This is a genomic window from Ruegeria sp. CG4 (assembly GCF_056537185.1).
The window spans coordinates 563,883-588,556 of record NZ_JBQFRB010000003.1 but is presented as its reverse complement, the minus strand read 5'-3'; the positions used below and the strand labels follow the sequence as shown (position 1 = coordinate 588,556).

The following is a 24,674-nucleotide window of genomic DNA, read 5'->3' as shown; positions in this document are numbered from 1 at the left end:
CCGGCACCACACGAGGCTTTGGCGAGGTTGAATTCCGCCAGATCGCGGACTGGATCATCGAGGTCGTCGACGGCCTCGCCGCCAATGGCGAAGACGGCAACAGCGCGGTCGAGGCCAAGGTCAAAGCAGAAGTCGCAGACCTCTGCGCACGATTCCCGATCTACCCGAACCTGTAATCGGCTCGAAAAAACAAGGCAGCGGCGCCCCAGTGGCGCCGCATCTGCTTTGGGAACATTTTTTGCGCCAAAGACTTAGTTCAATATTGGCAAGGTAATCCTGCCTCAGAACCTACCTTCAGATCAGGCCGCGCCACCACAGAAACAGCAGCAGCAGCGCGCTCAGCGCCAGAATGTTGAACGCAAGTCCACCCAGCATCCCCAGAAACCAGCCCCATCTTCTGTCCGCCAGATCAATACTGCCGAGATACGCCTGCACCTCGTCGGACGCGCTGACAAGTTTTGGAGTGTCCAGGACCCGCCGCAACCTTGGATGCGCCGCCATCTGTTCCGCATTCGCCAGCAGAAGCGCCTGTTTGTAGATCCGGCGAGGCAGTCGGCGTTTGGCTCTTTTGACCGAGGCCAAAAGTGTTTTGTCCCGCACACCCAGCTTTTCGCGCAGCAACGCAATCGTGCCTGCAATCCGGGTCTGAATATCAGTGTCCTGCGACATTGGTGCCTCCTGACCGGGAAATGTAGCGCGGCCAGAGGCAGGCTACAATGGGACTGGTCGTTTCATTCACTGCCGGGTATCACGCATTCATGTTGAACACGATCGTACATGGCGAACCGACCGCGAACCCTCCTCTTCTGATCGCGCACGGGCTTTATGGCTCGGCCCGTAATTGGGGCGTCATTGCGCGGCGGCTTTCGGACGAAAGACAGGTCATTGCAGTGGACATGCGCAACCATGCCTACAGCAAGTGGGACGCCTCGCATGGTTATCCGGACCTGGCCGATGATCTGGCCGAGGTCATTGCGCAGGTCGGCGGCCCCGTGGACGTTGTCGGCCACTCCATGGGCGGCAAGGCAGCAATGACCCTGGCCCTGATTCATGGTGCCCTGGTGCGTAAACTGGTGGTGGCCGACATTGCGCCGGTGACCTACAGCCACAGTCAGATTCAGTTCATCGAAGCCATGCGTGCGGTCGATCTGTCCCGCGTGACCCGGCGTTCGGATGCCGAGCAGCAACTGGCAGAACTGGGTGTCGAAAAAGCGTTGCAAAGCTTCTTCACTCAGTCACTGGATGTCAGCGGGCAGCGGTGGCTGTTGAACCTGGACGGTCTGGCAAACGAAATGCCCAAAATCATGGGGTTTCCGGAACTCGATGCCACTTGGAACGGTCCGGTCCTGTTTTTGTCCGGTGGCGCCTCGGACTATGTTCTGCCGCAGCACCGCGACAAGATACGCGCCCTGTTCCCCGCCGCGAAATTCGCAAAGATTCCGGGCGCAGGCCACTGGCTGCACGCCGAAAAACCGCGCGAATTTGAAGCGGCCGTCAGAACCTTTTTGAACGCCTGATCAGATCGAACCCTGATACAACCGTTTGGCGACAAGCCATGAAACCGGTATGGCGGCAACAAATCCTGCGCCAGCGGCCCCCAGAATAGCGCCCGTGGTAACCAGGCCAGCAGACAATACAGCTATGACGGCCGAGCCAGCCAGGGCAGTTCCAATCAGTGAATACAACATCGAAGCAAGACGCATCATTGGGTGTGGTCCTATTTTGGAATCTGACCACATATTGGTTTCTCAGGATGTGTATGGCTTTGATTCAGGTCAGGTCATTCCAGGGTCAACAGGCTCGACTGTCTGGCCGCCCCCTTCGACCCAATCAGTAAGGCCCCCAAGGTTGTAAACCCAGGAATAGCCCATGTCCTTCAACAATTTGCCTGCCAGCGCCGCGCGCCCGCCCGACGCACAGTGCAGGACGATTGGCCGGTCGATGCGCAATTCAGGATCATGAGTTGGCAGCCCGCTATCGGCCCTAAACTCCAGCATCCCGCGTGGAATGTGATGAGACCCGACCGCCCGGCCCGCCCTCTCCAGTTCCGGCGTATCCCGAACGTCCAGCAGCAACCCGCCCTCGCGCAGCAGTTCCGAAGCTTGGGCAAAATCGATACGCGCGACCACAGCGTTGGCGGCCTCCATCATGTCCCTGACTGTCAGTGGCATTCCGGTTCTCCTGTCCTTGGAACTCCAGCATTTAACATGCAAAATAAGGAATACGTTTTCTGTGTAAAGGTACAATAGCGGTAAATCGCGAGCGGGGATATTACCCCGTTCTAACTGTGACTTCGAATGGCGGCAATTTTGTTCGCCTTGCTGCATCTACAAACACGAAAATAGGAAGTCCGGGCCACCCCAATCATCAGGACCGGACACTTTTACACTTGAGCTGCAAGCAGCATCCACCCTAACTGCATGCTTGGCGAATTGGCGGGTGTTGTTCCAATCACACGACTAGCTCCGGCAACTTGGGCTTGAGGGCGTGCTGGATTTGACCAAGGCACAATTTGAGGCGGAAGCGCATTGTATTCATGGCCTTGTGGCCGTATTGAGATTTTCAGGCCCGAATTAGGCTCGACACGCATGCCCGCGTGGTGGAATGGTAGACACAAGAGACTTAAAATCTCTGGGCCGGAAGGCCGTGCCGGTTCGAGTCCGGCCGCGGGTACCAGTTTGTACGAAATTCGAAGCTTGCGCACGCTAACAGGCGCGATGCTTGTTGGGACAAACATATCAAATGACTTAGGAAGTCATCGTGTGCGTCTCGGCATGGAAAGGACCGCAATGTGACCTGATACAAGGTATTATCGCTCCGGTGCTTGCAAATGCTTCGCGGAACTTGAAACCTTTATCCCGGAGGATCGCGGGACAACGATTCACTAACATCCAAAATGGACCAGTCAGATGGGTCTGCTTAGGAAATAAAATGGTGCCCGGGGGCGGAATCGAACCACCGACACGAGGATTTTCAATCAAGTTACCATACGTGTTTTCAAAGAGTTACAGCAAAGTACATCACTTCGTGTATAACTTTTGAAAATCAGAAGAGCGTTTTGAGTTTAAGATATTGAAATTAATATGAAAAAATTCAAATCACAGTCTCGGAGAGACAGACCTTGTTCCTCCAGCCACTCTCAACCTCACTGTGCAGCGATCCCATACTTACGCCGGATATTCTTAGCGTGCCGATATGCGTCCGTAACCTGCACACGGTAGTCAATAATCCTTGGCTAACGCCATACTCTTCTTGGACGTCCGCCAAGGGTATTCCGTTCAATACGATATGAAGCGCAGCCCTTTTTTGGGAAGTTGCAAAGCTGCTTTGCATTGTCCTCGATCTTCTTGTCATAGTCCCGTTCACCGTTTGGCTTGATAAAGCAGAATGCACCCCACCTACTCAGATATTCTGGTTGCATGGGGGTGATTTGTACGATACGCTTAAAGCATGAGGATTATATTTTCATCACTTATAGTATTGACGCTGGTCGTGCTCGCGGCTCGTGACGATGGTTCTCAATTGAACGATAACTCCTTTAAGAATACTAGCGCTCTTACTGATAAGTCAGCAGGAAAAGCGTATTTGATTGCAACAGGTTGCGATTCTCGCTTCCAAAAATGCTACTAAGTTAAAGTCTCTTTTTAGACGATTGTAGAGGTCGATGAACGACTGGCTACCTGACCCTGTTTCTTATTTTTTGATGCTCCTGTTGGGGGCTGTTGCCGTCGCTACTCATTACTACAAGCTATTTAATCTTCCTACAAAAGAAACTACTAGCGGTCTTCCTGCTCCAATATCGGATACAAACCTCAGCTATTTGGCTGGGAACGGATCGTATCAAAGAGGCGTGGTGGTCTATCTTTCCATAGCTCTGCTGGGGTATTTTGTGCTCGTTTCATCCGGCAGCCTTTTTGACCTCGCTATACAGGCGGCAGGACAGTCTGAAGAAAATCTTGTTGGCTTTGTGGATGACGTACTTGATGGCCCTGTAGCAAGCGCTGAAATAGCTGTTCCGCTTGTTGTCGCATCTTTGATCATCACTTTTGGCACTGTTCCACCATTTGCAGAGATTGAGAGTCTTGTAAGAAATGTTGCTTACCGTGCTGCAGGTATACCCCGCAGCTTCTATGCTGCTGTTGGCACTATCAAAGCTTTTAATTTTTTCGATGAAGAGCTTCAGACAAGCCAATATATGGAAGAAAAGCTGCTGGAAGCGCGCCAGCTTCAAGAAAGCGCAGCTGATGTAGGACTCGATCAAGAGCAAGCTAAACACCTCGCAACAAATACCGTTAGAGCATTTGGCCTGATTTCTTGGTTAAGCAAAGCGAATGCAGACACTCTATGGCCTCAGCACTTATTAAGAACTTTCAACGAGCCAATCCGAGCAGTTGATAGCGAAGTTATTCAGCTAAAGACCGCATTAGATAGAGCGAAAAGCGAGAAACAGTTGGCTGCGGGTGTTACGCCGTTAACAGAATGGGAAGAACTTTGTGCTAACGCATCTCGCACCTCCGACAATGTTTCTGCGGTATTTGCGCTTCTAGCCATAAATACCCCGGACTTGGATAGGAGAGCCAACGAACTTGATCATGCGCCAGTTCTTGCGAAGCTTTTGAAAGACATCGATTCCGTGGAAGCTCCAAAAGTTTTCGGTAAAATCGTCGGAGCATTGATGTTTGGTGGTGCGATAGCGACAATTTCGATTTTTGTTGTACGGCTTATTATCGGAGTTTTACTAAGGGCCAGAGATAAGAAAATAGCGCAAGATAACAAGGAGGCAACTGAGGGTGCAGCTATTGCCGATGGCGTTGGGACCGGTTTCTGGGATATGTTCTTCTCGACTGAGGTGTTTGATGCTGCGCAAGTTGCGGCCGCTAGATCAACTGAAACCGTAGTATACTACGGAGTAGTTTTCTTTCTTGTGGCGGTAATTACTCTGAGCTTGCGGACGAATGGGATTGACCATCGAAACTGGGATCGGTGGTCGCCAGATGGATCCCACTATTCGAACTACGCAAAAACGTCCATCATTTCTTTCCTGATTGTGTTCCCACTTTATCTGATACTTTTTGAGGTTGGCCCCATTTTGACTCATCAGCTTAGTCAAGTTGAATCACTCGACCAAATTTTACTTCAAAACCCTATTACAATATCTTCAGTCTTCGAGAAGTTCAAAACAGCGCTAGTAATTTTACCACTGTCTTGGAATACCGCAAGAATATGTGACAAGACAGCATTTGGCTTGGATGGCGATAGTTCTTCTGGGATTGACTCAAAAGACTATGTAAACATATTTCTATTTATTTTTGGTTTTGTCGTTTTCTTTAACACGGCAAAAGTTTTTGTTCCTAGCCTTCTAATGAATGATATCATTGGCCCGATTATTGGTTACACGGTTTTGCTAGCGGCGTTCTCCCAACAAATGTCCCGGGCAGCTCCGACCCCAATAAATGGTATTAGTGAGCCAGAAGCAAAAGGTACTAAGCGGTGGAAACTTTTTGGAAGAAGAAACTAGTCGTCAACTTGGTTAGTTTTTCTATTACTTTGGCCTTCGTTTTGATTGCGAACTTAGAGCCAGTGAGCGCGCAGGGTAGCTCTGTATCGCGAATGAGCAATCGTGACAATTTTTCGACAATAGATGTCGGCGTTAGAGTGGACGCAAAGCCGTTTTCGTACAGAGACTATTCTGATGGTCTCAGGCGGTCTGGCACAGGAAACCTAGACGATTATCAAGGATATATGATTGAAATTTGCAGAAGCGTTCTTGCAAAAGTGGTGCAAAAAGAGCCGTTTCTTGGTGCGCAAATTCGAGCTGTGGAGGTTACAGCTCAGAACCGATTATTCAAGCTCGATTCTGGTGAGATAGATATGCTTTGTGAGCCGACCAGTGTGACCTCCCGAAGGTTGGAAAATTACTTGATTTCGACCCCAGTTTATATTTCTGCAGTCACTATTGCATCGCTTAGGCAAGAGTATTTTCCAAAGGCCATTCATTGTGGCGGAATTGTTGGGTTTGTTAAGGGTACAACGGCCGAAGACCCTGGGCTACTGCTCGCCGCTGAGCAGAATCTATTTTTCGGAAATTACTCCCCGATAGTATCTGAAATACTAAAAGAAATAAAAGAAAAGAATAGCTTAGATGATCAAGGAACAGGAAAATCGGAGAGAAACAATCTCCCGTCTGTTACTTCGCTCTCTGATGTTGAGGTTGATGTTACTGCACCGGACTGTTCAGAAGGTTTCGATGGGAATCCTCTAGTCGCCTTTGAGGGCCACGAAGAAGGGCTGGATAGGCTTTGCGGATCGGCGAGTCTAGACTCATCTAGGCAGAAGGAAAAAATTCTGTTTTATATGGCGGATGTTGACATAATTTCTACTTACTTAGCGTCCCCAAATACCAATTGTGACATCGAACTAAGTAGATCACCCGTCATCCGCGAACACTATGCAATTTTCTTTCGCGCTCCTATTTCGAATGCCAAGGAAACAAGTGTTGCGAAAGCTTATGCGCTTTACTCAGAGTTTACCAGAGAACTACGCATACAATTGCTTTCTGGAACAAAACTCCTTGAGCGGGCCTATTTCGCCGCATTCGGTAATCGTCCAAGAACTCAAGCACTGGAAGGTTTTTTTAGAAGTATGTCTGATGTTGGGCAATAAGCTCGACTGTTTTAACGATGCAAAAGCAGCCCTTAAAGTAGTCTAGCAACTGTATTTCTCAGGGGGTCTGAGCCGACCAGTTTTGCCGAGATTTGAGGAGTGCGTTTGCGATTGTGACGAGCTTTCTAGCGACTGCTGTGATGATGACTTTGTGTGGCTTGCCCGCGTCACGCAAACGATCTGCGAAGATCTTGAGATGGGGACTGTGATGACTCGCGACGAGAGCAGCCTGGAACATGACGTGTCGTACCTGTCGCCGTCCGCCACCAATGGCGCGCTTGCCGCGCATCGCACCGCTGTCGTGAGCAATGGGAGCCAGGCCCGTGAGCGCAGCAGCTTGTTCTCCCGAGAGTTGGCCGAGTTCTGGCATTTCCGCGATCAGCATAGTGCTGGCAACGGGGCCGATCCCAGGGATAGAACGCAAGATACCAGCGGTTTGTGCAAGGCCCTGATCTGCGGCGATCGTCTGCGCAATATGGTCTTCCAATTTACCGATCTGTCGATCCAACAGCGCCCTCAGCTCAGCATCAACTTCAGTGAATATCCCATCCGTTCCCAACTTCTCATGCGCCTTGATCTGCGCCAGAAGTCTCTTGCGCGTCTCGACAAGCTGCGCACGCTTTGATGCCAAGGCTCTGAGAAGCCGCAATTTCCCATGTGGCAGTTCGCGCCCTGCGTCTGGTCGAAATGCCATGAACCGCGCAATGAGTTCCGCGTCGATCCGATCCGTCTTGGCGCGTGTGCCACAGCTGGCGGCGAAGGCTTTGATCTGAGATGGCGGTAACTGCCGGGTCGCAATACCGGCTGCATCCAGCGCGGTCCACAGACGCCATTCCTGCCCTCCAGTCGCCTCGAAACAAACAAGCGCGTGCGTTGATTGTGCCAGACCAACAAGCTGCGCGTGGCCCTCATCGCTGTTCGGAAGCGCCAACCTACGAATGTCCGGGAGACAATGAACGTCAAGCCAATCGCGGCTGACGTCTATGCCAATGATCTGCTCGTGTGATACTTTGTTCATACCCTCTTCCTTCTGCTCCGCGGTCCAGACCGGCCGCATTCAACTGTTCGAGACGATGAAGAGAGACGGTGCTAGCTCGCTAGGAAACGTGGTCATGCCACAAGGCTCAGACGCCATACACCGCCCCGTCAGTAACCTCGGCAAAGGTGGCTGACGGGGTTTAGGTTAGCAAACTCGAGATACGGAAGGGTCAGGAGGCATTGATTTTCAAAGCGCTGCATGATTCACGGCTCGAAGAACGGAGCGGTGATACGAGCAACCTTTTCTGGCTGACCGACGAGCAGATAGCCAAACTTTCCCCTTTCTTCCCGCAGTCACACGGCAAGCCACCTCGCGTTGATTACCCAATGGGTTTTGGTTTGTAGGCGATATCCGGCTCAATTTTGGCCCTCGGGTTCAAATGGAATTCCATGGATCACGGGTCCCGCTCCGACGGTGGCCTGCTGCTCTTTCGGAAATTGGGAGTTGTTCTTGGGCGCATGATTTGACCAACCGTTTCAATAGGACGCACGGCGGGGCAGGAACAGGGTTCACACGCTCGCGCGGTGTTCGCACCAGTCCACCTTCGCGCGGCTGTCACTCGTAACCCGAAACGCACAACACTGCCAAAGTGGAAACAGCGCAGCCAAAGCCGCTACGGTTATAACTAGCCTCTCGAAAGCCACTAAAGCTGCCTCTTGAGACTTAATCCATGTCCAAATCACCTTGATGTTCATCAAATACTCTCCAACCAGTAACTTACACTTTGCATCAACGCACATGTTTGTCGAAGAGACTGAATGCAGGAATCTGTTTTGGCAACGAAGCGGGCTTGCGTTCAGCGCAGAATGTACCGCAATGCGGAGGCTATAGTAACGCAAAACAAACCTTGGTCAGAAAAGTCGAGTGACTTTCGTCCGGATTTTTGTTACAGATTTAATGGCCTACAATTCTTTCAACTCAACTGTGAGAAAGGTGTGCTTTCAAAATTTGGCAAAAAATTTATGGAAATTGTTAACCTAATTTCAGGGTATTTACCTCGGATTGCGTACTCCGGAATTCTTGTCTTTCTTTCGGCAATTTTCCTTGTTGAATTATTGCGCGTTTGGACAGACGAGCGGTTGTATCTTGCGCCTTTTGAGTACGAGCGAGAAGGGGTGGCTCAAGCCGCAGCCGGTGAGACTTTCACGCGGCGAGTAGGCCAGTCGTTGCGAAGAATTCGTTTCATTTATACAGGGGCCGGTGAGGCGGGCACGCCCATCGCCAGTACCGACAATATAGATCGTTCGTTGAATCTAGAACTTCCCGAACTTGCGGCCGACCGTCTTCAGGGCATCGAAGTAACGGCCTACGGTATCAATTTTGGCAATCTGCTGAACTCGATCAGAGGGAGGGTTCGCGACCAGAATCTTGTGGTCGGATATGTATCGTACTACCAAAATAAGGTTGATGTGCACGCTACCGTGCAGGGCGAAATGGTGGCAGATTCTGGTCCAGTGTCCGGGACTGGATTGAATCTCGGGTGGTCAATTCAGGCATCAAGTGAGGGCGATGCCGCATTCGAACTCGGTTGCGGAATTTATCGTATGATCGCTGCCACAGAGTCCGAAATTTTTCGGACACTTACAGACGGAGAATTCTGCGATTTCCTCCGTGCACTGGAGACCTACCAAGAGTACCGCGCGATCCTGCCTAAGAACTTGCCCATTGATGAAAAACAAAAGAAACTTAATTCGGCTATGGAGCTTGTCGCCCCACTGGAGGGTGCCCAATTTCCATACATCAATAAACTTGCTGGGATGATATACCGCGAGACAGGGGAGCTTGAAAAAGCGGAATTTGCGTTCATAAAGTATCTAAGTCAAATTGAAGAACTAAAGCAAACCGATGAAAACATCGTTGAAATTACAGACGCCTTGCAATCAGCAAAGATCGGGACAACAGCTACCCCATCTCCGGACGGCGTCGTGCATGATGGTAAACTTCGTTCTAGACCGCTAACCGTTGGGGTCAGTATTGGCTCGGATGTAACTGCTGCCGGTACATTGTGCTGTTTGGTTCATGATAGACAAGGTACGAATTACTTTTTGACTGCGGACCATGTTGTCGCCGATTCCATTGCCCCAGCAGCAAACATCATTGGGCGGAAAGTTATTCAGCCTGGTTCGATGGACGGCGGGCGTGTTCCCACTGATGTGATCGGCGAGGTCGCACAATTTCTCCGTGTTGGAGATACGGATGGTCAGGTCGGGGGGGCCCTCATCAAACTGGCTGAGGGTGTAATCTTCGACAGCACAATTCCAGGTGTTGAAGGGGCAAGAATCAGCGATGTCACCCAATCCGTTAGAAAGGGTGAGGAGGTATACAGCATTGGCCGAACAAGTGGCTTTACTCAGCGAGAAGTTCTAAACACTAATGTTTCGACCAACGTAGCGACAGGGTCCTCGGTGATTAGAATGCAAGGTCTCATAAGCATGACGGCCGGGGGCAGTTCAGGTGGGGACAGTGGCGCACCGGTTTTTAACAAACAAAACCAGCTCGTTGGCATGGTCTATGCAGGAAGTGCCACAGAAACGCTCGTAATGCCGATCCAGCCGATACTCGACGCTTTGCAAGTGTCACTAACCAAAGCTGACTGACCGAGCAATTTTTTTGCAAACGAGCGGATACATAATGTCGTTTTGGATGTTGCAAGCAAATCGGCTAGCAAGTTGACACGTTCCAATACATGTCAAGGCAATTACTTCGCCATATTAGCCGGAGACGGAGAACGCTATCACCCGATCCAGTCCTTGTTCACACCGCGCGTGTCCAAATGTACAAAGCTTGAGTAAAGTCCAATGCCACCGCTAAAGAGTTTGTGTTCATCGCGAATTCTTTTCGCAATCTGATGCCAATTGGCTGAGCTGCCATGACCCGGTACAACAAAATCGACCGCACGGAATTCCATATGCTGACTGGACGAAGCCCCCCCGATTGCAGTGTTGTAATCTTTGCTACGGAACACACTGGTCAATACGATTGGATGCCCAATCTCCTCCCTAATTTTCTGCAAAACACGCGCTAAAACGATGATGTTTGGCCATTTTTCACTCGGCGGGTCTGTGTTTAGCCCGTTAGTTTTATGCGATGCTCCTTTTACGAGAAATTCATGCCATTTGAAGTGCGTAACCTCAGGCAGGTTTTCTTCAAAAAAAGTCCTGAAATCGGTGTTTGTTGAAATTGCGCCATCAATGTTTGTACCGCCATCACTGGCAGCTGCATCAGAGATTGCAGCGGCGTCGGCAGCCAATGTCTCGGTGGCGTCGTCTTGACCTTCGCTGTGCACTTCGACGGAGACATTTGTCTCTGCGGCATTGATCTCAATGAGGGCCTTAAGAAAAGCGGCGGCACCGCATTGCTTGGAGACTTTGCTGGCATCGAACACACCATCACCAACAAATTTTCCGCGTTGGTACACATTTGTAAAAGACCATAGATACGGCGTAGGCACCGAGCGCGACCGATATCCGAATCCATTGTAGGCTTCCCATCGGTACAGTGCTCGTGCAAGGCTCCAATTCGCGGCTTGATGAAAGTTCTTGATTTCCATTGCATCACGCGCACTTTCAGTCCAATCGAAGGGAGGGCTCCCATTCAGAGGCCGGCCAGAAGGAACACGAAATGTTCTCCCGCTTAGGGAATCGCCGTTATGCAAATGAGTGCCAAAATTGAAGCTGGATTCCAGTAGATGGATGGCAGCGACAAACCACCAGGGAATATTTGTTCCTGCTACAACACGGTCATAAAGTGGTTTCTTGCTAAGAGCTTGTCGTGCGAGCTTATGAGCGTCATTCTTACGATCTTCCGATTTCCAAGTCTGCGAAGCAAAAAAACTCACATATTCGTTTTCTAATGTCCCGAAATTGCGACTGTTCTGCGGATGGAAGGTGACCAATTGGGTCAGGCCAACAGGTGCGGCGGGTAAAGCCATCTCCTCCCCATCTGGAGGCAGATCAATCTCGTCGGTCGTGTCTTCGTCGAATTCTTCCACCGAACTCCAAGTCGTACGCATCCCCTCTGCGTCATGTACCTGAGATTGAAGGCGCGAAACACGATCAAACAGTTCGTCCAGAGCTCCACTACCTGCCCCCAAACGGCTGGTGGCTTGCAGCAATTCATCGGACAGTTTTAGGAACTTGAATGTTCCACGGCGAAAATCTCCCAACGCGACCTCGAATGCTTCATCTTTAATTTCTGCATGTGCGTGGAATGCCGCCGTCCTTTCTTCATCAGACAAAGCAGTGTTTGCCGCAGCGGCTAATAGATCGTTGGCCATTCTGACTATCTCGGACATTGGACCTCCTTAATCTTGCAGATTATCTAAAGCTTTCTTGAAATCTTCGCTGGCACTTCGCAGCGCAATGGCCTGATCCAAGGCGACATCAATGCTGCTTAGGAACCCTGTCGGTTCAACGATGGCGTCGACAAGTGCAGACTGACTGATCTTAGTTTGAACCAACAGTTCAACGTACTTCTGAAGAGTTAAATGAAATTTTCCGATCTTGGCCTGCTCCTCAAGGAACTCCTGCTTGAGCGGACTACCGACCCGACTGGCGATCTTGCCCTGCGCACTGCTGTATAGGTCAAAGGTGCTGGAGGTATCCTTGATCAGCGCATCAATAAGCGCGTCGACAGTGTCTTGCTGTGTAACAATTGTCGATCTCGCAACGGCGGTGCCCCTTATGCTCTCAATTTGACCAGCGAGTTGCTTGAGCGCAGCAATGGCTGGTCCTCCAAGAATTTTAGCTGCCGTAGCGCCGGTTGACCCGCCAATCAACGATGCGGCTTTCCCGGTGACGTCAGCGTATTGGTCAATACGTTCCTTGACCTCCGCCTGTGTCGCACCCGAGGCTATAGCCAAAAGCGAAGCACTGTAGGCGTTCACCACATCCAGAGCGAGTAGGCGCGCTTCTATCTCGGGCGGGAAGACTGCGGCTTCTGCTGGAATATAGAGATTCGGATCAAAACAACTTGCATTCCCATTTCTTAACTTACACGGAGATGTGGAAGTTGTAGTGCTTTGAGCGGATTTGACGGACCGGTCTAATTCCACGTAAATTTGCCGACCTGCGTTGCTAGCCGACGCCGTGGACTCGACGAATGCGTCAATCTGCTGTTGTGGTAACGGTGTGCAAGCGGCAAACAGTAACGCGCTCAACATCACTGGCAATAAATATCCGATTTTTTTCACTGCGCATTTCTCAAAAAGTTGATATCCAATAATCTTTTTCTCGCCATGAACAATTTATTTTCAACTATACTGCAACAGTTAGTAAATAAAATGCAAGCCTGAGCTGTTCGCAGCAGCGAGACCACTACATCGCCCGATACAAATAAATTCGAAAGAACACCGAGTTACTCCACTGTGAACACAGTAGCAATGTGCGGTTAGGGTAGAGATTCTATTCACCCGGGCTCGCTAGATGACAATGCAGTCATTTCCGGCAAGCGTTTGGAAGCCAGGAGATGCCCGATGGAAAAAATGGTGGGTCCTTCGGGTTTGCGCAAGCACCTTTAAGCTCCCTGTCCGAAAAGCTCGCCTCACTCAAGTCAACTGCAGAAAGGTTCGCGCCTTGCAATACAACATTCACCAATCTGGCCTCTGAAGGTATTTTATGAGAATACCGCCCGAAGCGAGAGTTTCTCAAATCAGCCCCAGACAAGTCCGCGTCAACAAGATTCACGCCGGACATATTAGCATCCCACAAAAAAGCGTTTCGCAGATTTGATCCGACCAATTCCGCGCCACCCAAGTTTGCTGAAGAAAGGTCGGAATCACTCAAGTTCGCGCCCGAAAGATTTGCTTCTGTTAAGTCGACGCCTGACATAATCGCATCAACGAGAGATGCATCAACCAGGTTAGCGTTCCTTAGAGACGCACCGGGCATACGGGCACCGTCTAGGTTTGCGCCATTTAACTTTGTGTGGCCCAAGTCGGCGTTAACTAATTCGGAATTAGCTAAATTAGAAGCGACTAAACTCGCGCCAGAAAAGTCCACAAGATGCAAACGCAGCTCCGAAATATTAGTATTGGATAGGTTTGCTCCTTTAAAATTTGCCCCCGACAGAACACTATTGGTGAGATCCCTTCCAGAAAGGTTCACGCCCACCAAGTTGGCACCGGCAAAGCTTGCTCCCTTAATCTCAGCACCATCAAATCGAGCGCCATTTAGGGTTGCACCTTCGAAATTGACCCCAACGAGCAAAGTGGACGTTAGGTTTGCGTTAGAAAGATTGGCATTAGAAAAATCAGCACTAGTCAAATCTGCTCCGGATAAGTCAGCCCCGTCCAATGATGCACTAGACAAATTGACACCTGCCATATTGGCATTCCGGAGAATCATTTTGTCTAATTTTGCTCCCTCAAGATCAATCGCCCCAATAGCGACATCTTCATCTGCCAAGACTGCCAAACTCTTTGCAATGGCTGCTGTTCCCCTTTTTCCCAACGCTACTGTTTGGGCAATTTGGGACTGCATAATGGCAATTTGCACAGCGCGATCTTTATCGCGTTCTTGGAGTTCAATTCTCCACATTTCGCGCTCAAGTTCGCGCTGATCTCGCTCTGCCTGTTGCAGTTGTCGCTCAACGAGCTGGTCTTCGCGGTCTTGTTTCCTTGCTTGCCTTTCCTCCAAAAAGGCAAGCAAAGCTACGAATATTGCGACAACTTCCAATACACGAATCAATCTAAACCAACCCGATCCTTCGATTAAGACTGCCCATCTTTGTAGAGCGGATTGTCCGGGTTTGGTTTTCATATTCGTCACCCCTTTGTATTTTGAGCGGATGATTAATTTAATCTAGCTGACCTGATCCAGTTACCTAAATATTTTCAGACTTGTTACTCACTGCTTATCTGAATCAAATGAAACGGCAGAGCGGTGCTGCTCTCTTTCATAGTTTGGCGGTGTAGCGGCCATTCGAAGACGATAAAATCGAATGCGAGTTGCGCGATATGCTTTCTACCTAACCGCTACCTTTCATAAGGTTTCAATGCCGCCTACGGAAACTCGCAGCCTTCCAACACCCACCCGGCAATGTCCGGAACGTGCAGGGCTACCGTCATCACTCGGCCCACCCTAAAACTCTGCGACGTCAAGATGTTTGTGTATTCACTTTTACGAAAGCCAATGCAGGGTATCAGACGCTAACCCTTTCTTTTGACAAACTCCACCCTGCGACCAACACCGTTGCCCATCCTTCCAAAAATTTCCGACCCCTTCTACGACAAACCAACGTTTGTCGGTTACGGAGGGATGAAGCATGGTCGAGTATGTTGTCTATTACCGGGTTTCGACCGAACGACAGGGACGATCTGGCCTCGGGCTGGAAGCGCAGCGGGCGATGGTGGAACAATTCCTGACACCCGCCGATCAAGTGGTTGCCGAGTTCACCGAAATCCAATCCGGCAAACGGGATGATCGGGCCGAACTGTGGAACGCAATCAACCTTGTGAAGAAAACCCGGTCGAAGCTGCTGATCCCAAAGCTGGACAGATTTTCCCGGAAGGTGTCATTCATTTCAGGAATCATCGACCAAGGGATTGAACTGGTTGTCTGCGAACACCCGAACGTCTCAACGTTCTTCCTGCACCTGCTGGCCTGCTTTGCTGAGGAGGAGCGACGACAGATTTCAGAACGCACCAAAGCCGCACTCAGAGCGGCAAAGAACCGGGGAACCGTCCTTGGCCGGAATGCACATGCGTTGGCGGTCCAACGGCAGTCAGAGAAGCGAAAATTCTTCGAGACGATCCGCATCGAATTTGAACGTGCGTTGGTCGAGGCCGGGTCGTATTCAGGTGCGGCAAGACTGCTCAACCAATGGGGTGTGACGACAAGCAAGGGTGGCCGCTGGTATCCGCAAACCGTTAAGAACTATGCAGCCTTTTTGAGCAGCGACAAACATTTCTAACCGACTCTATAATGCTCATGTATACTTGGCCGCGTTCTAATGCAGTGCCACACCCGGTAGTTCGAAGTCCACTTTAAAAAAGAACGCAGCTTCGTACCGTAGCCAGTCTACCAACTCCTGGCACAACTTTTCACCTTCCCGGCCAGCCTCACGTGCGTCACCCAAAAAGACATCCTGCCCTTCACCAATTTTGTCCGGACGGATGGCCACGAAACGGTGAAGGGCTTCATTGCGTTTCAGCCTCCAAGCATCAATTCGATCAATAAGGTCGGCAGGATAACTCTGGGCGGCATCAGCCTTGGACCGGAACTCTGAAATTAGCCGACCGAATAGTTCAGGTGGCTTGCCCTGACCCATCGCCACCACAAAATGATACAGAATTGCCGAGATAAGACTTTCTTCAATGGCGATTGCTTCGAGTGGAAAATCAGCCTCAAGAGACAGTTTCACCCCGTCCAAAGCTGCCAGAAAACCCGCGTTGCGCAACTCAATTCGACTTTGTGCTGCGCCAAGATCAGTACCCGCCTTCTTGGCAAAGTACCAAACTTCAAAGTTGGAGAAGCCACGCTCTTTCGATCCCTTGAGATCGATTTCCCTGACCATCGACCAGAAACCATTATGAAGCCTATTCAACAGGATGTTTGTCAGCACCCATTCAGCTTTTGGCCAAGCTAGATAGGCTGGTCCGCGGTCAGTCGCCCTATCTGGCAAGAGGTTACCGAGCTCAAAAACCCACCTTTCGATCACAAACAGCAAAGTGGTAACGTGAATGATTGTCGCCTCTTTGTTTGGGAAAAGGGGCGCTTGATCAGGTGTCCAATTAATGACCGGTGCCTTTCCAAGCTTTGGGGCATCTTCCGGAAGAATGTCCCCCGACTGATCAATCACTTTTTCAAGAAGAAGCTCCATTTCCGTTACGAAAGGTGGCTGCTTGTTCCGGTCAATTGCAAAGCATTGAAACAGGTGCCCGCAAAACGACGTCACATTAAAAAGACCGTCAGTGAAATCGAACTCAAGCTCCTGAAGGTAATTGGTAAAAGCCTCAATCTCAGCTAATGCCTCTTTTGAATGCGATGTCACGACTATGCCCTTTTTTGGAATGCGGACCAAAACCTATAAACATCATCGCTCCGAGAGCAAGGAAGTCCGAGTACTTAACTCGAAGGACTGGCTAACTTCCCACAACGTCAACTAAAATCCCTCGGTTACAGCAATCTTCTGACTGTTATCTCTAAGGACAAAACGAACATTGGCTACCGAGCAAAGAATAGCATTGTGGACTCAAACCGGCTTCTGCCGATCTGTCTCCTCCATTTCCTTTATCGCAGCATCAAGTGCATCTTTCATCGGGTCCCGAGGGTGCAACGTCATATCAGCGTTCTCCACCGCCAAATCGAACGCAGCTTTCGGCGTCAGAAATTGTTCAACATCCAATTCAGGGAACAACGCTTGCTTGATGTTATCCAGCAGTTCAACGGATTGAGCCGTGCGAGGCACCTGATGCGGCACGAACACTTTTTTCTTTCGGGCATTGTCCACATCCGTTTTGGTGCAGGGAATGCCAAAGCCATCGTTCAGGATTTGGGCTAGCTCTTTCACCTTCAGCTTGTAGTCAGGGGTGATGTTGTCCCGCTGGAACGACTCGACTTTAATCTTGTGGGTGCCAGCTTTCCGCAGCTTATGCGCAATACTCAGGTCCCGGCGCAGGCGTTTCAGGACACCATCCTCTTTGGCAATGTAAGCCCCAGCCTTACCCTGAGCGGCCAACTTGCCCTCAAAGTACAAAACCCATGCCCGGTAGTCAGACAGCGACTTCAGACAATGCCCGGTCTGCTTGTTGTAGTCCGCCCAGATATCCCGAGTGGTGTTGAACTGATCTACCGTGTCCCACGGCTGCGTCGAGAATGCTAAATGGGAACGGGTTTGCCCCCCTTCAGTCGTCACGGCCACATCACCAGCAGCCTCTGGCCTGCGCTTCCAGTCGAACTCCATCGACAGCCGCTTGGTCATCGTCTTGTCCACGAAGTCCATGCCCTGCTCATACATCTCACGGATGCCAGCCCCCATCGTGACGGTCATCGTGTCAGTCGGCTTGCGGTCAAAGAACAGATCGACGATTTTGCCATTCTGCTCCGCTTTCGACAATTTTGAGTCCAGTTTTATACCACCTTTGGCCAGCACAATCCGTTCATCCTCTTTGGGCACCATGCCCGTTCCCTCCCAATCTTTGGGCTCGGACTGCTCCAATGTGGCTTGGCCACGGGTACGCCAACCAATCGGCTTTCGGACGATATGTTTGATTTCATAAATCTTGGTTTCATTGAAAGGTACATCGTCAACAGACAACCGAACACGCGATGCCAGATAGTTGCGTCCCAGAAATCCGGTCGCCGCTGCTTTCATCTGCTCGTCTGTGGCCGTCGTCAGAAAGCCATCGGTCGTCACACTGAAGATGCTGACATCCTCAGGCAGTGCATTCATGATCTCCCCAAGCACACCCCGACAGAAGGCCGTGATGAAGGATGCGAAGACAGGGTTTGTGATCTTGCTCGGCCCCAGCGGTTTGGTTTCAGCATCCCGCAAATCATATATTCGACGTTCCCGCAAACCCTGCGCGGTCTTGCCGTAAGTGGAGTTGACCAGCTCTTTCCAGAACAGATTGTGCAGGGTCTTCTTGGGATGCTTGGCCCGTTCTTCGATGCAGTGATGGGTGAAACCGGTGAAAGGCCGTTTAGCGTCTATTCCATCCGCCCTGCCAACTCTCCGGGAGTCGATCCGCTTGCCATCCACCAACTCAATATCGGCCCCAAGTTGCTGGGCCAGGAAGATTTCGCTGACATGGGTGGAACTGTTGCCCTTCCTCGGAAACACCAACCCGTTCTCTGTTCGCACCGGCAGAACCGGATATCGCACATCATCCGGGAATTCGAAGTTTACATTGGCGAATGCCAGATCCCCATGAACCAACTCACCGCTGAACAGCTCATGTGTATCCCGTATCTCCCGAATGCTTGACCAGTCGGGGACACCAATGAGCGCCATGGCGGATGGATAAGCACTCGTCAGGTCATAATCATACCAAACGCCATCAGGTGCGGGGCCAAACCAAAATTGTTCATTGCGGCCACCGTGATAGCACTCGGTGAAGAAATCCTCATTGATAAACAGCTTTCGAATAGGGACGGTCTTTTGCTTGGATTGGTATCGACCATGCTTCTTGTTCCAGTGTTTCTCGTACACGATTTCCTTGCCAACAACGTCGAGCGGGTCGATCCCTTTTTCCCACCAATGTGCTTGAAACAGATCAACGCCGATGGAGGTCAGCGTCACCGGCAGTTTGAACTCCCCGGTCTTTTCAAAATACAGCCGGATCATGCGGATCGTGTACTGCGCACAGACCTCTGCATCTCGGATGGCATAGTCCCGGAACAGGGGCCAATTGGCATCCAGCAGTTCTCCCATGTTTTCTTTGTAATATTGCTCCTGCTTTGGATCGTCGGACAGCTTCATCTTCTCAAAGCCAAGGATTTCTCCCAGCTTTTCAAGGCTTTTGGTACCTGCGGGGGCCAGAGCAATCGTGTCCCGGATTGCCACATGCAGCTTGATCGGCTTAAGCGTTCCACCCCGCTTCAGATTAACCTTGATGTCCTTTTCGACATTCATGAACAGATTACGGACGTTCTCCAAGTTCATGGCTTTCCGGGTCTTCTCCTCCTTGAAGTCAGAGAACCCCGGCACATCAGCACGAGTGAAGTGAGCGACCAGATAGATGTTCACCGGCACTTTCAGATTGGGGTGCTTTGCAAACCCGTCCCTCACTGCATATTCCACGAATTCTGCTAAGGTCAGCCGGTCGTCATCTGCTGGCCCCTTAGGCAACACGATGCCTGACCAGTGCTGTTCATCCCCTGCGTTGTCCGGCGTTATTACGTGGCAGCTATATTGGTAGGACAGTACCTGATTGCGGACCTCGGCCAAACCATCTGCATTTACAAATGGTTCCCTCTGGTACTCCGTGTCAAAGCCAATGACGAGGTAACGAATGTGCCGCGAACTTGGTCTGTTCTTGGGATAAAAATGATAGGGCTGAAAAGTGAGTTTGGCTTGCATGGATCCCCGAGTTCAGATCAAAATGCTGGAACGTACCACGCTGCCATAGCGGCAAAAATGGTAATTGTTAATCCCTTACACCCACACGGCACATTTACTATTTTTTCTGATACCCGACTGCACGGCTGTGGGAGAATTTGCCCCGATCCCCGTGTTTCTGGGGACATTCTCCCTAATTTGTGCTGACCCCGTTTTAATCACGGATTCACAACCAAGTTTCGATCTGTGCCCCCTAAATAGATCATACGCAGGCACACACCGCACACGACGACACACATCTCCACATTGAACACAGCTCGTAGCTCTCTTGCATCAGGACCGCGATGCAAACCACATATAGACAGCCCGAAGCGTCATGCGATCAGAAGGTACTTTCCGCCGGATGGTGACGAACCGAATTCAGTAGGCCAGCAGACATGACGTCATCGAATAGTAGGGTCAGGAAACAGCGAAAGCGGGGGAAGGATAAAAGCCCCCATAAGAGAGCCAGAGCAAAATAATTGTCATCACGAGACGGGGAAGTGCCGTCGCCGAGCTAGCCCAGCTGCCGTCCACGCAAAGCTAGCAATCGGTCCGCTGTTTAAGCAGCACGTAGGCTGAGACCGGATAACCGCCAGCCGTGCTTTGGAAAGCAATCGTGTGTGGATGGTATGACAGAACCAACGGGTTCGTCGGACTTCTCCTCAACGGATAGGAGAAGTATGTCCAAAATCCAAATTGACCAAAAAGGAATAACATTCGCGCAGCGAATGTCTTGCGAAGCAAGCGATTGACCAATCATTGCCAGACGATAGCCAAAAGGTCGCTAGCCAACTTCACTGCGTGAAGTACTTCGTATGTGCTTGCTTAATTCAAATGGTTGGTTGGGCTGGCCGGGGAAAGTAATTGGTCCCATGGGGTTCTATCAGGTGGCTGTGAGGAACATGATGGAACAACAGATTGCTTCCCATTGCCAAACCAATGCAAATGGATGGCCATCAATTTCACTTCGTGAAATGCTTCGCATGTGCTTGGTCATCATAGATCAACTGTTGCTGGCTATTTGATGAACTTGATCCCATTGCCATCCATATTGGACCTGACAAACCTTGATAGGATCAAAACTTGCCATCCATCGCCACCGTCCAGCAATTGTTTGGCTATCAACTTCACTTCGTGAAGTGCTTCGCATGATTTGGGTCGTGTTGCTCGTGGTTGGAGCAGGCTAGAATGCAAAAGGTCCCATTGCGTTCCGACCAGAACCCAACGGGACCATTTGAGTGTTCAAAGCAACTGGCTGATGTCACTTTCCGAACCGGCTACGGATGGCTGTTGCAGCGGTCTCAAGGACCGCATCCAACTTGCCGTCGCTCGTGAGGCTTTTCAGCTTTTCGAGGTTTTGCACCACGTCCTCGGCATCCGTGCATTTGATTGCTGACAGTCCCGGAGCCAGTTCCAGAGACGCTTTTCCATACCTCGGCGAGATGAACCACTCCCCTTTGCTCGACTGCCAGACCCACGTGCTTTTCGAGGTATTGCAGGCTTCCCCCGCAGCCATTCCGGCCAACTGTTTGTCGATGGCTGCGATGAATTTCTGACGACGCTGATGGGACGGCTGCGTGGTTTTAGGCTTTTCCGCTGCTTCCAGATTGAATTGCTTTTCAAGTGCCATTGAGATCTCCTTTGCTACCCCAACGGCGTCCTATGGCTCACAAATGCAGACAACAGGGCAGATGGCCATATGGCACAACAATTCGTCACTCCCTGTGCTGCAAGTTCTCAATGAGTTCTTTCGTGGGGGCCATATTCTTCAAATAGAACCGCTCCAACTGATCCACGGACGTTCCAGCATTCTTGGCAAGGGAGTGGGGATTCACCTTCCAATTCGATGACCTCATCCGGTACTGAATGGCATAATGCCGAAGTGAGTAAGGTGACAGCTTACGGTCCTCATCCAACAGATCAGCCTTTTCCAATATGTGGTTGAAGATACGCCGAGCCGTATTGATCGCCGTGCGTCGGTTTGGGTATTCCGGCATCCAGACGTAGGCATTTTTGTCGGGACCGCCCTCTTCAAATGGATTTATGGTGCCTTGATACATAGGCACAGCTATCGACATAGTGATACTTTTTCGTCGACCGGTCTTGCCGCCCCGTACATTCAGTTCCAGACGGGAAGGACTACTCATGATCTGAATGTCTTTATGCTTCAGGCCGAACAATTCACCTTCGGGTGTACGAAGGAAGGTGTGAACCACAAAACTGAACATTTTGACATGGTGCCCGGTGATCTGAACGCCACGAACTTTTTCTTTTTTCTTCACACATTCACTAGCAGCCCTGATGAACAGTTCGTATTCCTCGTCGGTAAAAGCATGCCGGGGTGTGTCAACGGTCTTTTGCTTTGGCATGACAGGCAGCACGTCCAGCAAGCCGTCTTCTACGGCCAGCGTCAAGACTTTGTGAATGATGATGGTGTGCTTGGCCTTCGTCGATTCCGCCAAACGCTTTGGCCGGTTCTCATCGAGGTGAATCAGATAATCCCGAACCATCCCCGTATTGATCTTCGTGACATCATACTTTCCGAAGTAGCAGATCAGCCCGTCCTTGGAGCGGTTCAACAGCTTGTTGTCACCGTCCGACCATTTGGACTTACCTTTCTGCACAGCCATCAACTTTTTGGCGTAATGCTCAAAACTGGTAGCTTTCTTCTTGGCGTGGTCGCTGTTGGCCTTGCTGCGGAACGTGTCAGCAAATTCCTCAGCCGCCTCACGGGCTTCGACCCGTGATGTTTCTTTCGTAGAACGCAGAACATAACCACCCTTTATCGGGTCTCGAAGGCGAACATACCAATAGGGGCTACGGGCATACATTAGGATAGCCAGCCCTTTACGCAGGTGTTTTATCTTGAGTATTCGATTTTTGGAATCTTTGGCCAAGTCGGAACCGTGAGAGGAGTGCATACCTGTGCATAGCTTTTACGGCTGAAAATTTGAACGCTCAACGATCAAAATTCATCAAGTATTTCAGGGAGTTAATGGTGCCCGGGGGCGGAATCGAACCACCGACACGAGGATTTTCAATCCACTGCTCTACCCCTGAGCTACCCGGGCACGGGAACGATTTTCGTCGTTGGGTGGAGGCCTTCTATGACTTGCACCACGCAGTGTCCAGAGGCTTTTTGAGATTTTTTCAATGCGGCCTTGGCGGCTCGGAATTCTCCCCAGAGACATCCGCCTCTTCGTCCTCTTCCCGCTGGGAAGCGACCGCATAGGAGCCGTTCAGCCACTTGGCCAGATCGATGTCGGCACAGCGCTTTGAACAGAAGGGACGGAACCTGGTCACGGTGTCTTCACCACAGATCGGACAACTCATTTCAGCACCTCGGACAGGGGAATGCGTCCGCGTTTGCGTTGTAATTCATAGTGGCCCAGGGGCGTCCAGCCCGCCAGAGTGGTCTCGATGCCATCGGCCTTGAATGCAGCGCGCAAAGCCCCTTCGAAGCCTCTGCGGTCCTTCTTGGGCATGGGAGCGAGATCCAGTGTGATCTGCCCACCCAGACCGCGCACGCGCAATGCGCGCGCCAGTGTCTTGGCACAGGCGAAATTGGCTTTTGTTCCGGCTGCAAGCGACGTGTCGGCCCCGGTATTCACATCCACCGCCACCAACGCGCGTGTCGGTTGAATGTAAAGATGACCACCACCTGGAAGTGGTTCGGAAATACCGCGCGCAACATCCAGCGCGTCGAGCACGCCATGGGTTTCGAAGCCTCGGGACTGGGTCATAACCTCGGCCGGATCAGTCCAGTCGCGCCATGCCAGAACGTGTGGGCTGTCGCCTTCCAGCAGCAACTCCGGCTCGGCCCCGGGGTCGTTCATGACCTGATCGGCATTGGCCAGCATGGCTCTGATGTCTTCGGCGATTTCGTCGGCGTTCTCGCCCAGGCAGCACGAGCGCAGGATGAGGCCGTAGTCACTGCCATCCATATTTTCATGCGCGATCTCCAGAAGCCGGTCGCGCTCATCCTCGTCCCGGATCGAGCGCGAGATGTTCAGGCCCGGCGCATCGGGCGTGATGATCGCATAGCGGCTTTTGAACAGGACGCGGTCCGTAACCGGCAGCGCCTTGCCCGGTTCCGCATACCCTGTGACCTGCACCAGCATCGATGTGCCGGGGGCCAGACCTTTGACCTGACGCAGAAACGCGGGGCCGTCGGGCGTGGTCAGGAACATTCCGCCCTGCCCTTTGACCGGGCGGTCGGCACGTGCGCGGTAAATCGTGCCCGGCGCGGGGGCGTCTGCGGCAATCAGGAAATCGTCCAGCTTGCCGTCTACCATCAGTGCGGCAGCCTCGCGGTCGTCGATGTGATCCAGAACGATGGTGCGACCCTTCATGATACCTCACGATACAGGGGATATCCGATGCCCTGCAAAAGGGCGGCGGTTTCGGAAAGGGGCAGCCCGACGATACCGGTGAATGAGCCGGAAATCCACGGGATGAACGCCCCGGCGGGACCCTGAATGGCGTAAGCGCCCGCTTTGCCCTTCCAGTCTCCGGTCGCCAGATAGGCGTTGATTTCAACGTCAGACAGACGCTTGACCTTGACCTGAGAAACCACGTCGCGCTGCAGGATCCGCTCTCCGCGCCGCACGGCGACCGAGGTTATCACGCGGTGCCGACGACCGGACAGAGCGTGCAGAAATTCAGCCGCCTGCCCTGCATCGTCGGGTTTGCCCAGAATGCGGCGGCCCAGCGCCACGGTGGTGTCCGCGCACAGGGTGACGTCATCGCTATCCGATTGAACTGCCTGTACTTTTGCGCGGGTGATGCGGCTGCAATAGGGAATCGGCAATTCGCCCTTCAGGGGCGTTTCGTCGATATCGGGCGCGCGGATGGCATCGGGCTGCACGCCAAGCTGGGCCAACAGGTCCAGCCGTCTTGGGCTGCCCGATCCGAGAATAAACGCCATTGC

19 protein-coding genes, 2 tRNA genes and 1 pseudogene are annotated in these 24,674 nt (G+C 51.4%); 7 read left to right on the top strand and 15 right to left on the bottom strand.

The features are described from left to right. Positions 1–176: pseudogene (gene glyA / locus ACR0J2_RS12300) on the top strand (serine hydroxymethyltransferase); the annotation flags it as partial. A gap of 118 nt (positions 177–294) precedes the next feature. Here glyA and ACR0J2_RS12295 read toward each other — a convergent pair. After that, positions 295–669 carry a hypothetical protein gene (locus ACR0J2_RS12295; RefSeq protein ID WP_170617526.1) on the bottom strand — a complete coding sequence of 125 codons (375 nt, stop codon included), beginning with the start codon at positions 667–669 and terminating at the stop codon, positions 295–297. Between the two features lie 47 nt (positions 670–716). On the opposite strand from ACR0J2_RS12295, the gene ACR0J2_RS12290 reads away from it, so the two are divergent. Then, positions 717–1,517 (top strand): alpha/beta fold hydrolase, encoded by an 801-nt coding sequence (locus ACR0J2_RS12290; protein ID WP_480812722.1) that lies wholly within the window; start codon positions 717–719, stop codon positions 1,515–1,517. Here the strand turns inward: ACR0J2_RS12290 and ACR0J2_RS12285 are convergent, their stop codons facing one another. Further along, positions 1,518–1,706 (bottom strand): hypothetical protein, encoded by a 189-nt coding sequence (locus tag ACR0J2_RS12285; RefSeq protein WP_170682516.1) that lies wholly within the window; start codon positions 1,704–1,706, stop codon positions 1,518–1,520. A 69-nt stretch (positions 1,707–1,775) separates the two neighbouring features. Continuing rightward, positions 1,776–2,171 (bottom strand): rhodanese-like domain-containing protein, encoded by a 396-nt coding sequence (locus ACR0J2_RS12280; protein WP_480812721.1) that lies wholly within the window; start codon positions 2,169–2,171, stop codon positions 1,776–1,778. Positions 2,172–2,590: 419 nt separating this feature from the next. On the opposite strand from ACR0J2_RS12280, the gene ACR0J2_RS12275 reads away from it, so the two are divergent. The 3 genes from ACR0J2_RS12275 (at position 2,591) to ACR0J2_RS12265 (ending at position 6,663) form a co-directional block, all read left to right on the top strand. Beyond that, a tRNA-Leu gene (locus ACR0J2_RS12275) sits at positions 2,591–2,676 on the top strand. Positions 2,677–3,664: 988 nt separating this feature from the next. Further along, entirely contained in the window at positions 3,665–5,518 is a 1,854-nt protein-coding gene (locus ACR0J2_RS12270) for a hypothetical protein (RefSeq protein WP_480812720.1), read from the top strand. Positions 5,519–5,610: 92 nt separating this feature from the next. Continuing rightward, positions 5,611–6,663, top strand: coding sequence for a transporter substrate-binding domain-containing protein (locus ACR0J2_RS12265; protein ID WP_480812719.1), 1,053 nt, complete (start codon positions 5,611–5,613; stop codon positions 6,661–6,663). A 58-nt stretch (positions 6,664–6,721) separates the two neighbouring features. On the opposite strand, the gene ACR0J2_RS12260 is transcribed toward ACR0J2_RS12265, so the two are convergent. Beyond that, positions 6,722–7,720, bottom strand: a complete 999-nt coding sequence (locus ACR0J2_RS12260; protein ID WP_480812718.1) for an IS110 family RNA-guided transposase — start codon at positions 7,718–7,720, stop codon at positions 6,722–6,724. A gap of 740 nt (positions 7,721–8,460) precedes the next feature. Here ACR0J2_RS12260 and ACR0J2_RS12255 point away from each other — a divergent pair. Next, a complete protein-coding gene (locus ACR0J2_RS12255; protein ID WP_480812717.1) occupies positions 8,461–10,299 on the top strand; it encodes a trypsin-like peptidase domain-containing protein in 1,839 nt (612 codons plus the stop codon). Between the two features lie 137 nt (positions 10,300–10,436). Here the strand turns inward: ACR0J2_RS12255 and ACR0J2_RS12250 are convergent, their stop codons facing one another. The 3 genes from ACR0J2_RS12250 to ACR0J2_RS12240 form a co-directional block, all read right to left on the bottom strand. Continuing rightward, positions 10,437–11,996: a D-Ala-D-Ala carboxypeptidase family metallohydrolase gene (locus ACR0J2_RS12250; RefSeq protein WP_480812716.1), complete on the bottom strand. Its 1,560-nt coding sequence runs from the start codon at positions 11,994–11,996 to the stop codon at positions 10,437–10,439. Between the two features lie 9 nt (positions 11,997–12,005). Continuing rightward, positions 12,006–12,893, bottom strand: coding sequence for a hypothetical protein (locus tag ACR0J2_RS12245; protein WP_480812715.1), 888 nt, complete (start codon positions 12,891–12,893; stop codon positions 12,006–12,008). A 244-nt stretch (positions 12,894–13,137) separates the two neighbouring features. Further along, on the bottom strand, positions 13,138–14,460 hold the full coding sequence (locus tag ACR0J2_RS12240) for a pentapeptide repeat-containing protein (RefSeq protein ID WP_480812714.1): 1,323 nt from the start codon (positions 14,458–14,460) through the stop codon (positions 13,138–13,140). A gap of 505 nt (positions 14,461–14,965) precedes the next feature. Here ACR0J2_RS12240 and ACR0J2_RS12235 point away from each other — a divergent pair. Next, positions 14,966–15,613 carry a recombinase family protein gene (locus ACR0J2_RS12235; protein WP_480812713.1) on the top strand — a complete coding sequence of 216 codons (648 nt, stop codon included), beginning with the start codon at positions 14,966–14,968 and terminating at the stop codon, positions 15,611–15,613. Positions 15,614–15,649: 36 nt separating this feature from the next. Here ACR0J2_RS12235 and ACR0J2_RS12230 read toward each other — a convergent pair whose 3' ends face one another. The 8 genes from ACR0J2_RS12230 to ACR0J2_RS12195 form a co-directional block, all read right to left on the bottom strand. Continuing rightward, entirely contained in the window at positions 15,650–16,693 is a 1,044-nt protein-coding gene (locus ACR0J2_RS12230) for a hypothetical protein (protein ID WP_480812712.1), read from the bottom strand. A 201-nt stretch (positions 16,694–16,894) separates the two neighbouring features. Further along, positions 16,895–19,591 carry a DNA polymerase gene (locus tag ACR0J2_RS12225; RefSeq protein ID WP_480812711.1) on the bottom strand — a complete coding sequence of 899 codons (2,697 nt, stop codon included), beginning with the start codon at positions 19,589–19,591 and terminating at the stop codon, positions 16,895–16,897. A gap of 1,414 nt (positions 19,592–21,005) precedes the next feature. Next, positions 21,006–21,374 (bottom strand): hypothetical protein, encoded by a 369-nt coding sequence (locus tag ACR0J2_RS12220; protein ID WP_480812710.1) that lies wholly within the window; start codon positions 21,372–21,374, stop codon positions 21,006–21,008. Positions 21,375–21,459: 85 nt separating this feature from the next. Then, entirely contained in the window at positions 21,460–22,641 is a 1,182-nt protein-coding gene (locus ACR0J2_RS12215; protein ID WP_480812709.1) for a tyrosine-type recombinase/integrase, read from the bottom strand. A 99-nt stretch (positions 22,642–22,740) separates the two neighbouring features. Further along, a tRNA-Phe gene (locus ACR0J2_RS12210) sits at positions 22,741–22,815 on the bottom strand. A 79-nt stretch (positions 22,816–22,894) separates the two neighbouring features. Continuing rightward, positions 22,895–23,077 (bottom strand): DNA gyrase inhibitor YacG, encoded by a 183-nt coding sequence (locus ACR0J2_RS12205; protein ID WP_170612412.1) that lies wholly within the window; start codon positions 23,075–23,077, stop codon positions 22,895–22,897. Next, positions 23,074–24,096 carry a ribonuclease E/G gene (locus tag ACR0J2_RS12200; RefSeq protein ID WP_480812708.1) on the bottom strand — a complete coding sequence of 341 codons (1,023 nt, stop codon included), beginning with the start codon at positions 24,094–24,096 and terminating at the stop codon, positions 23,074–23,076. The genes ACR0J2_RS12205 and ACR0J2_RS12200 overlap by 4 nt, the downstream gene beginning before the upstream one ends. Then, the gene (locus ACR0J2_RS12195; protein ID WP_480812707.1) at positions 24,093–24,671 is read right to left on the bottom strand and encodes a Maf family protein; all 579 of its coding nucleotides are present in this window, start codon (positions 24,669–24,671) and stop codon (positions 24,093–24,095) included. The genes ACR0J2_RS12200 and ACR0J2_RS12195 overlap by 4 nt, the downstream gene beginning before the upstream one ends. Positions 24,672–24,674 lie beyond the last annotated feature (3 nt).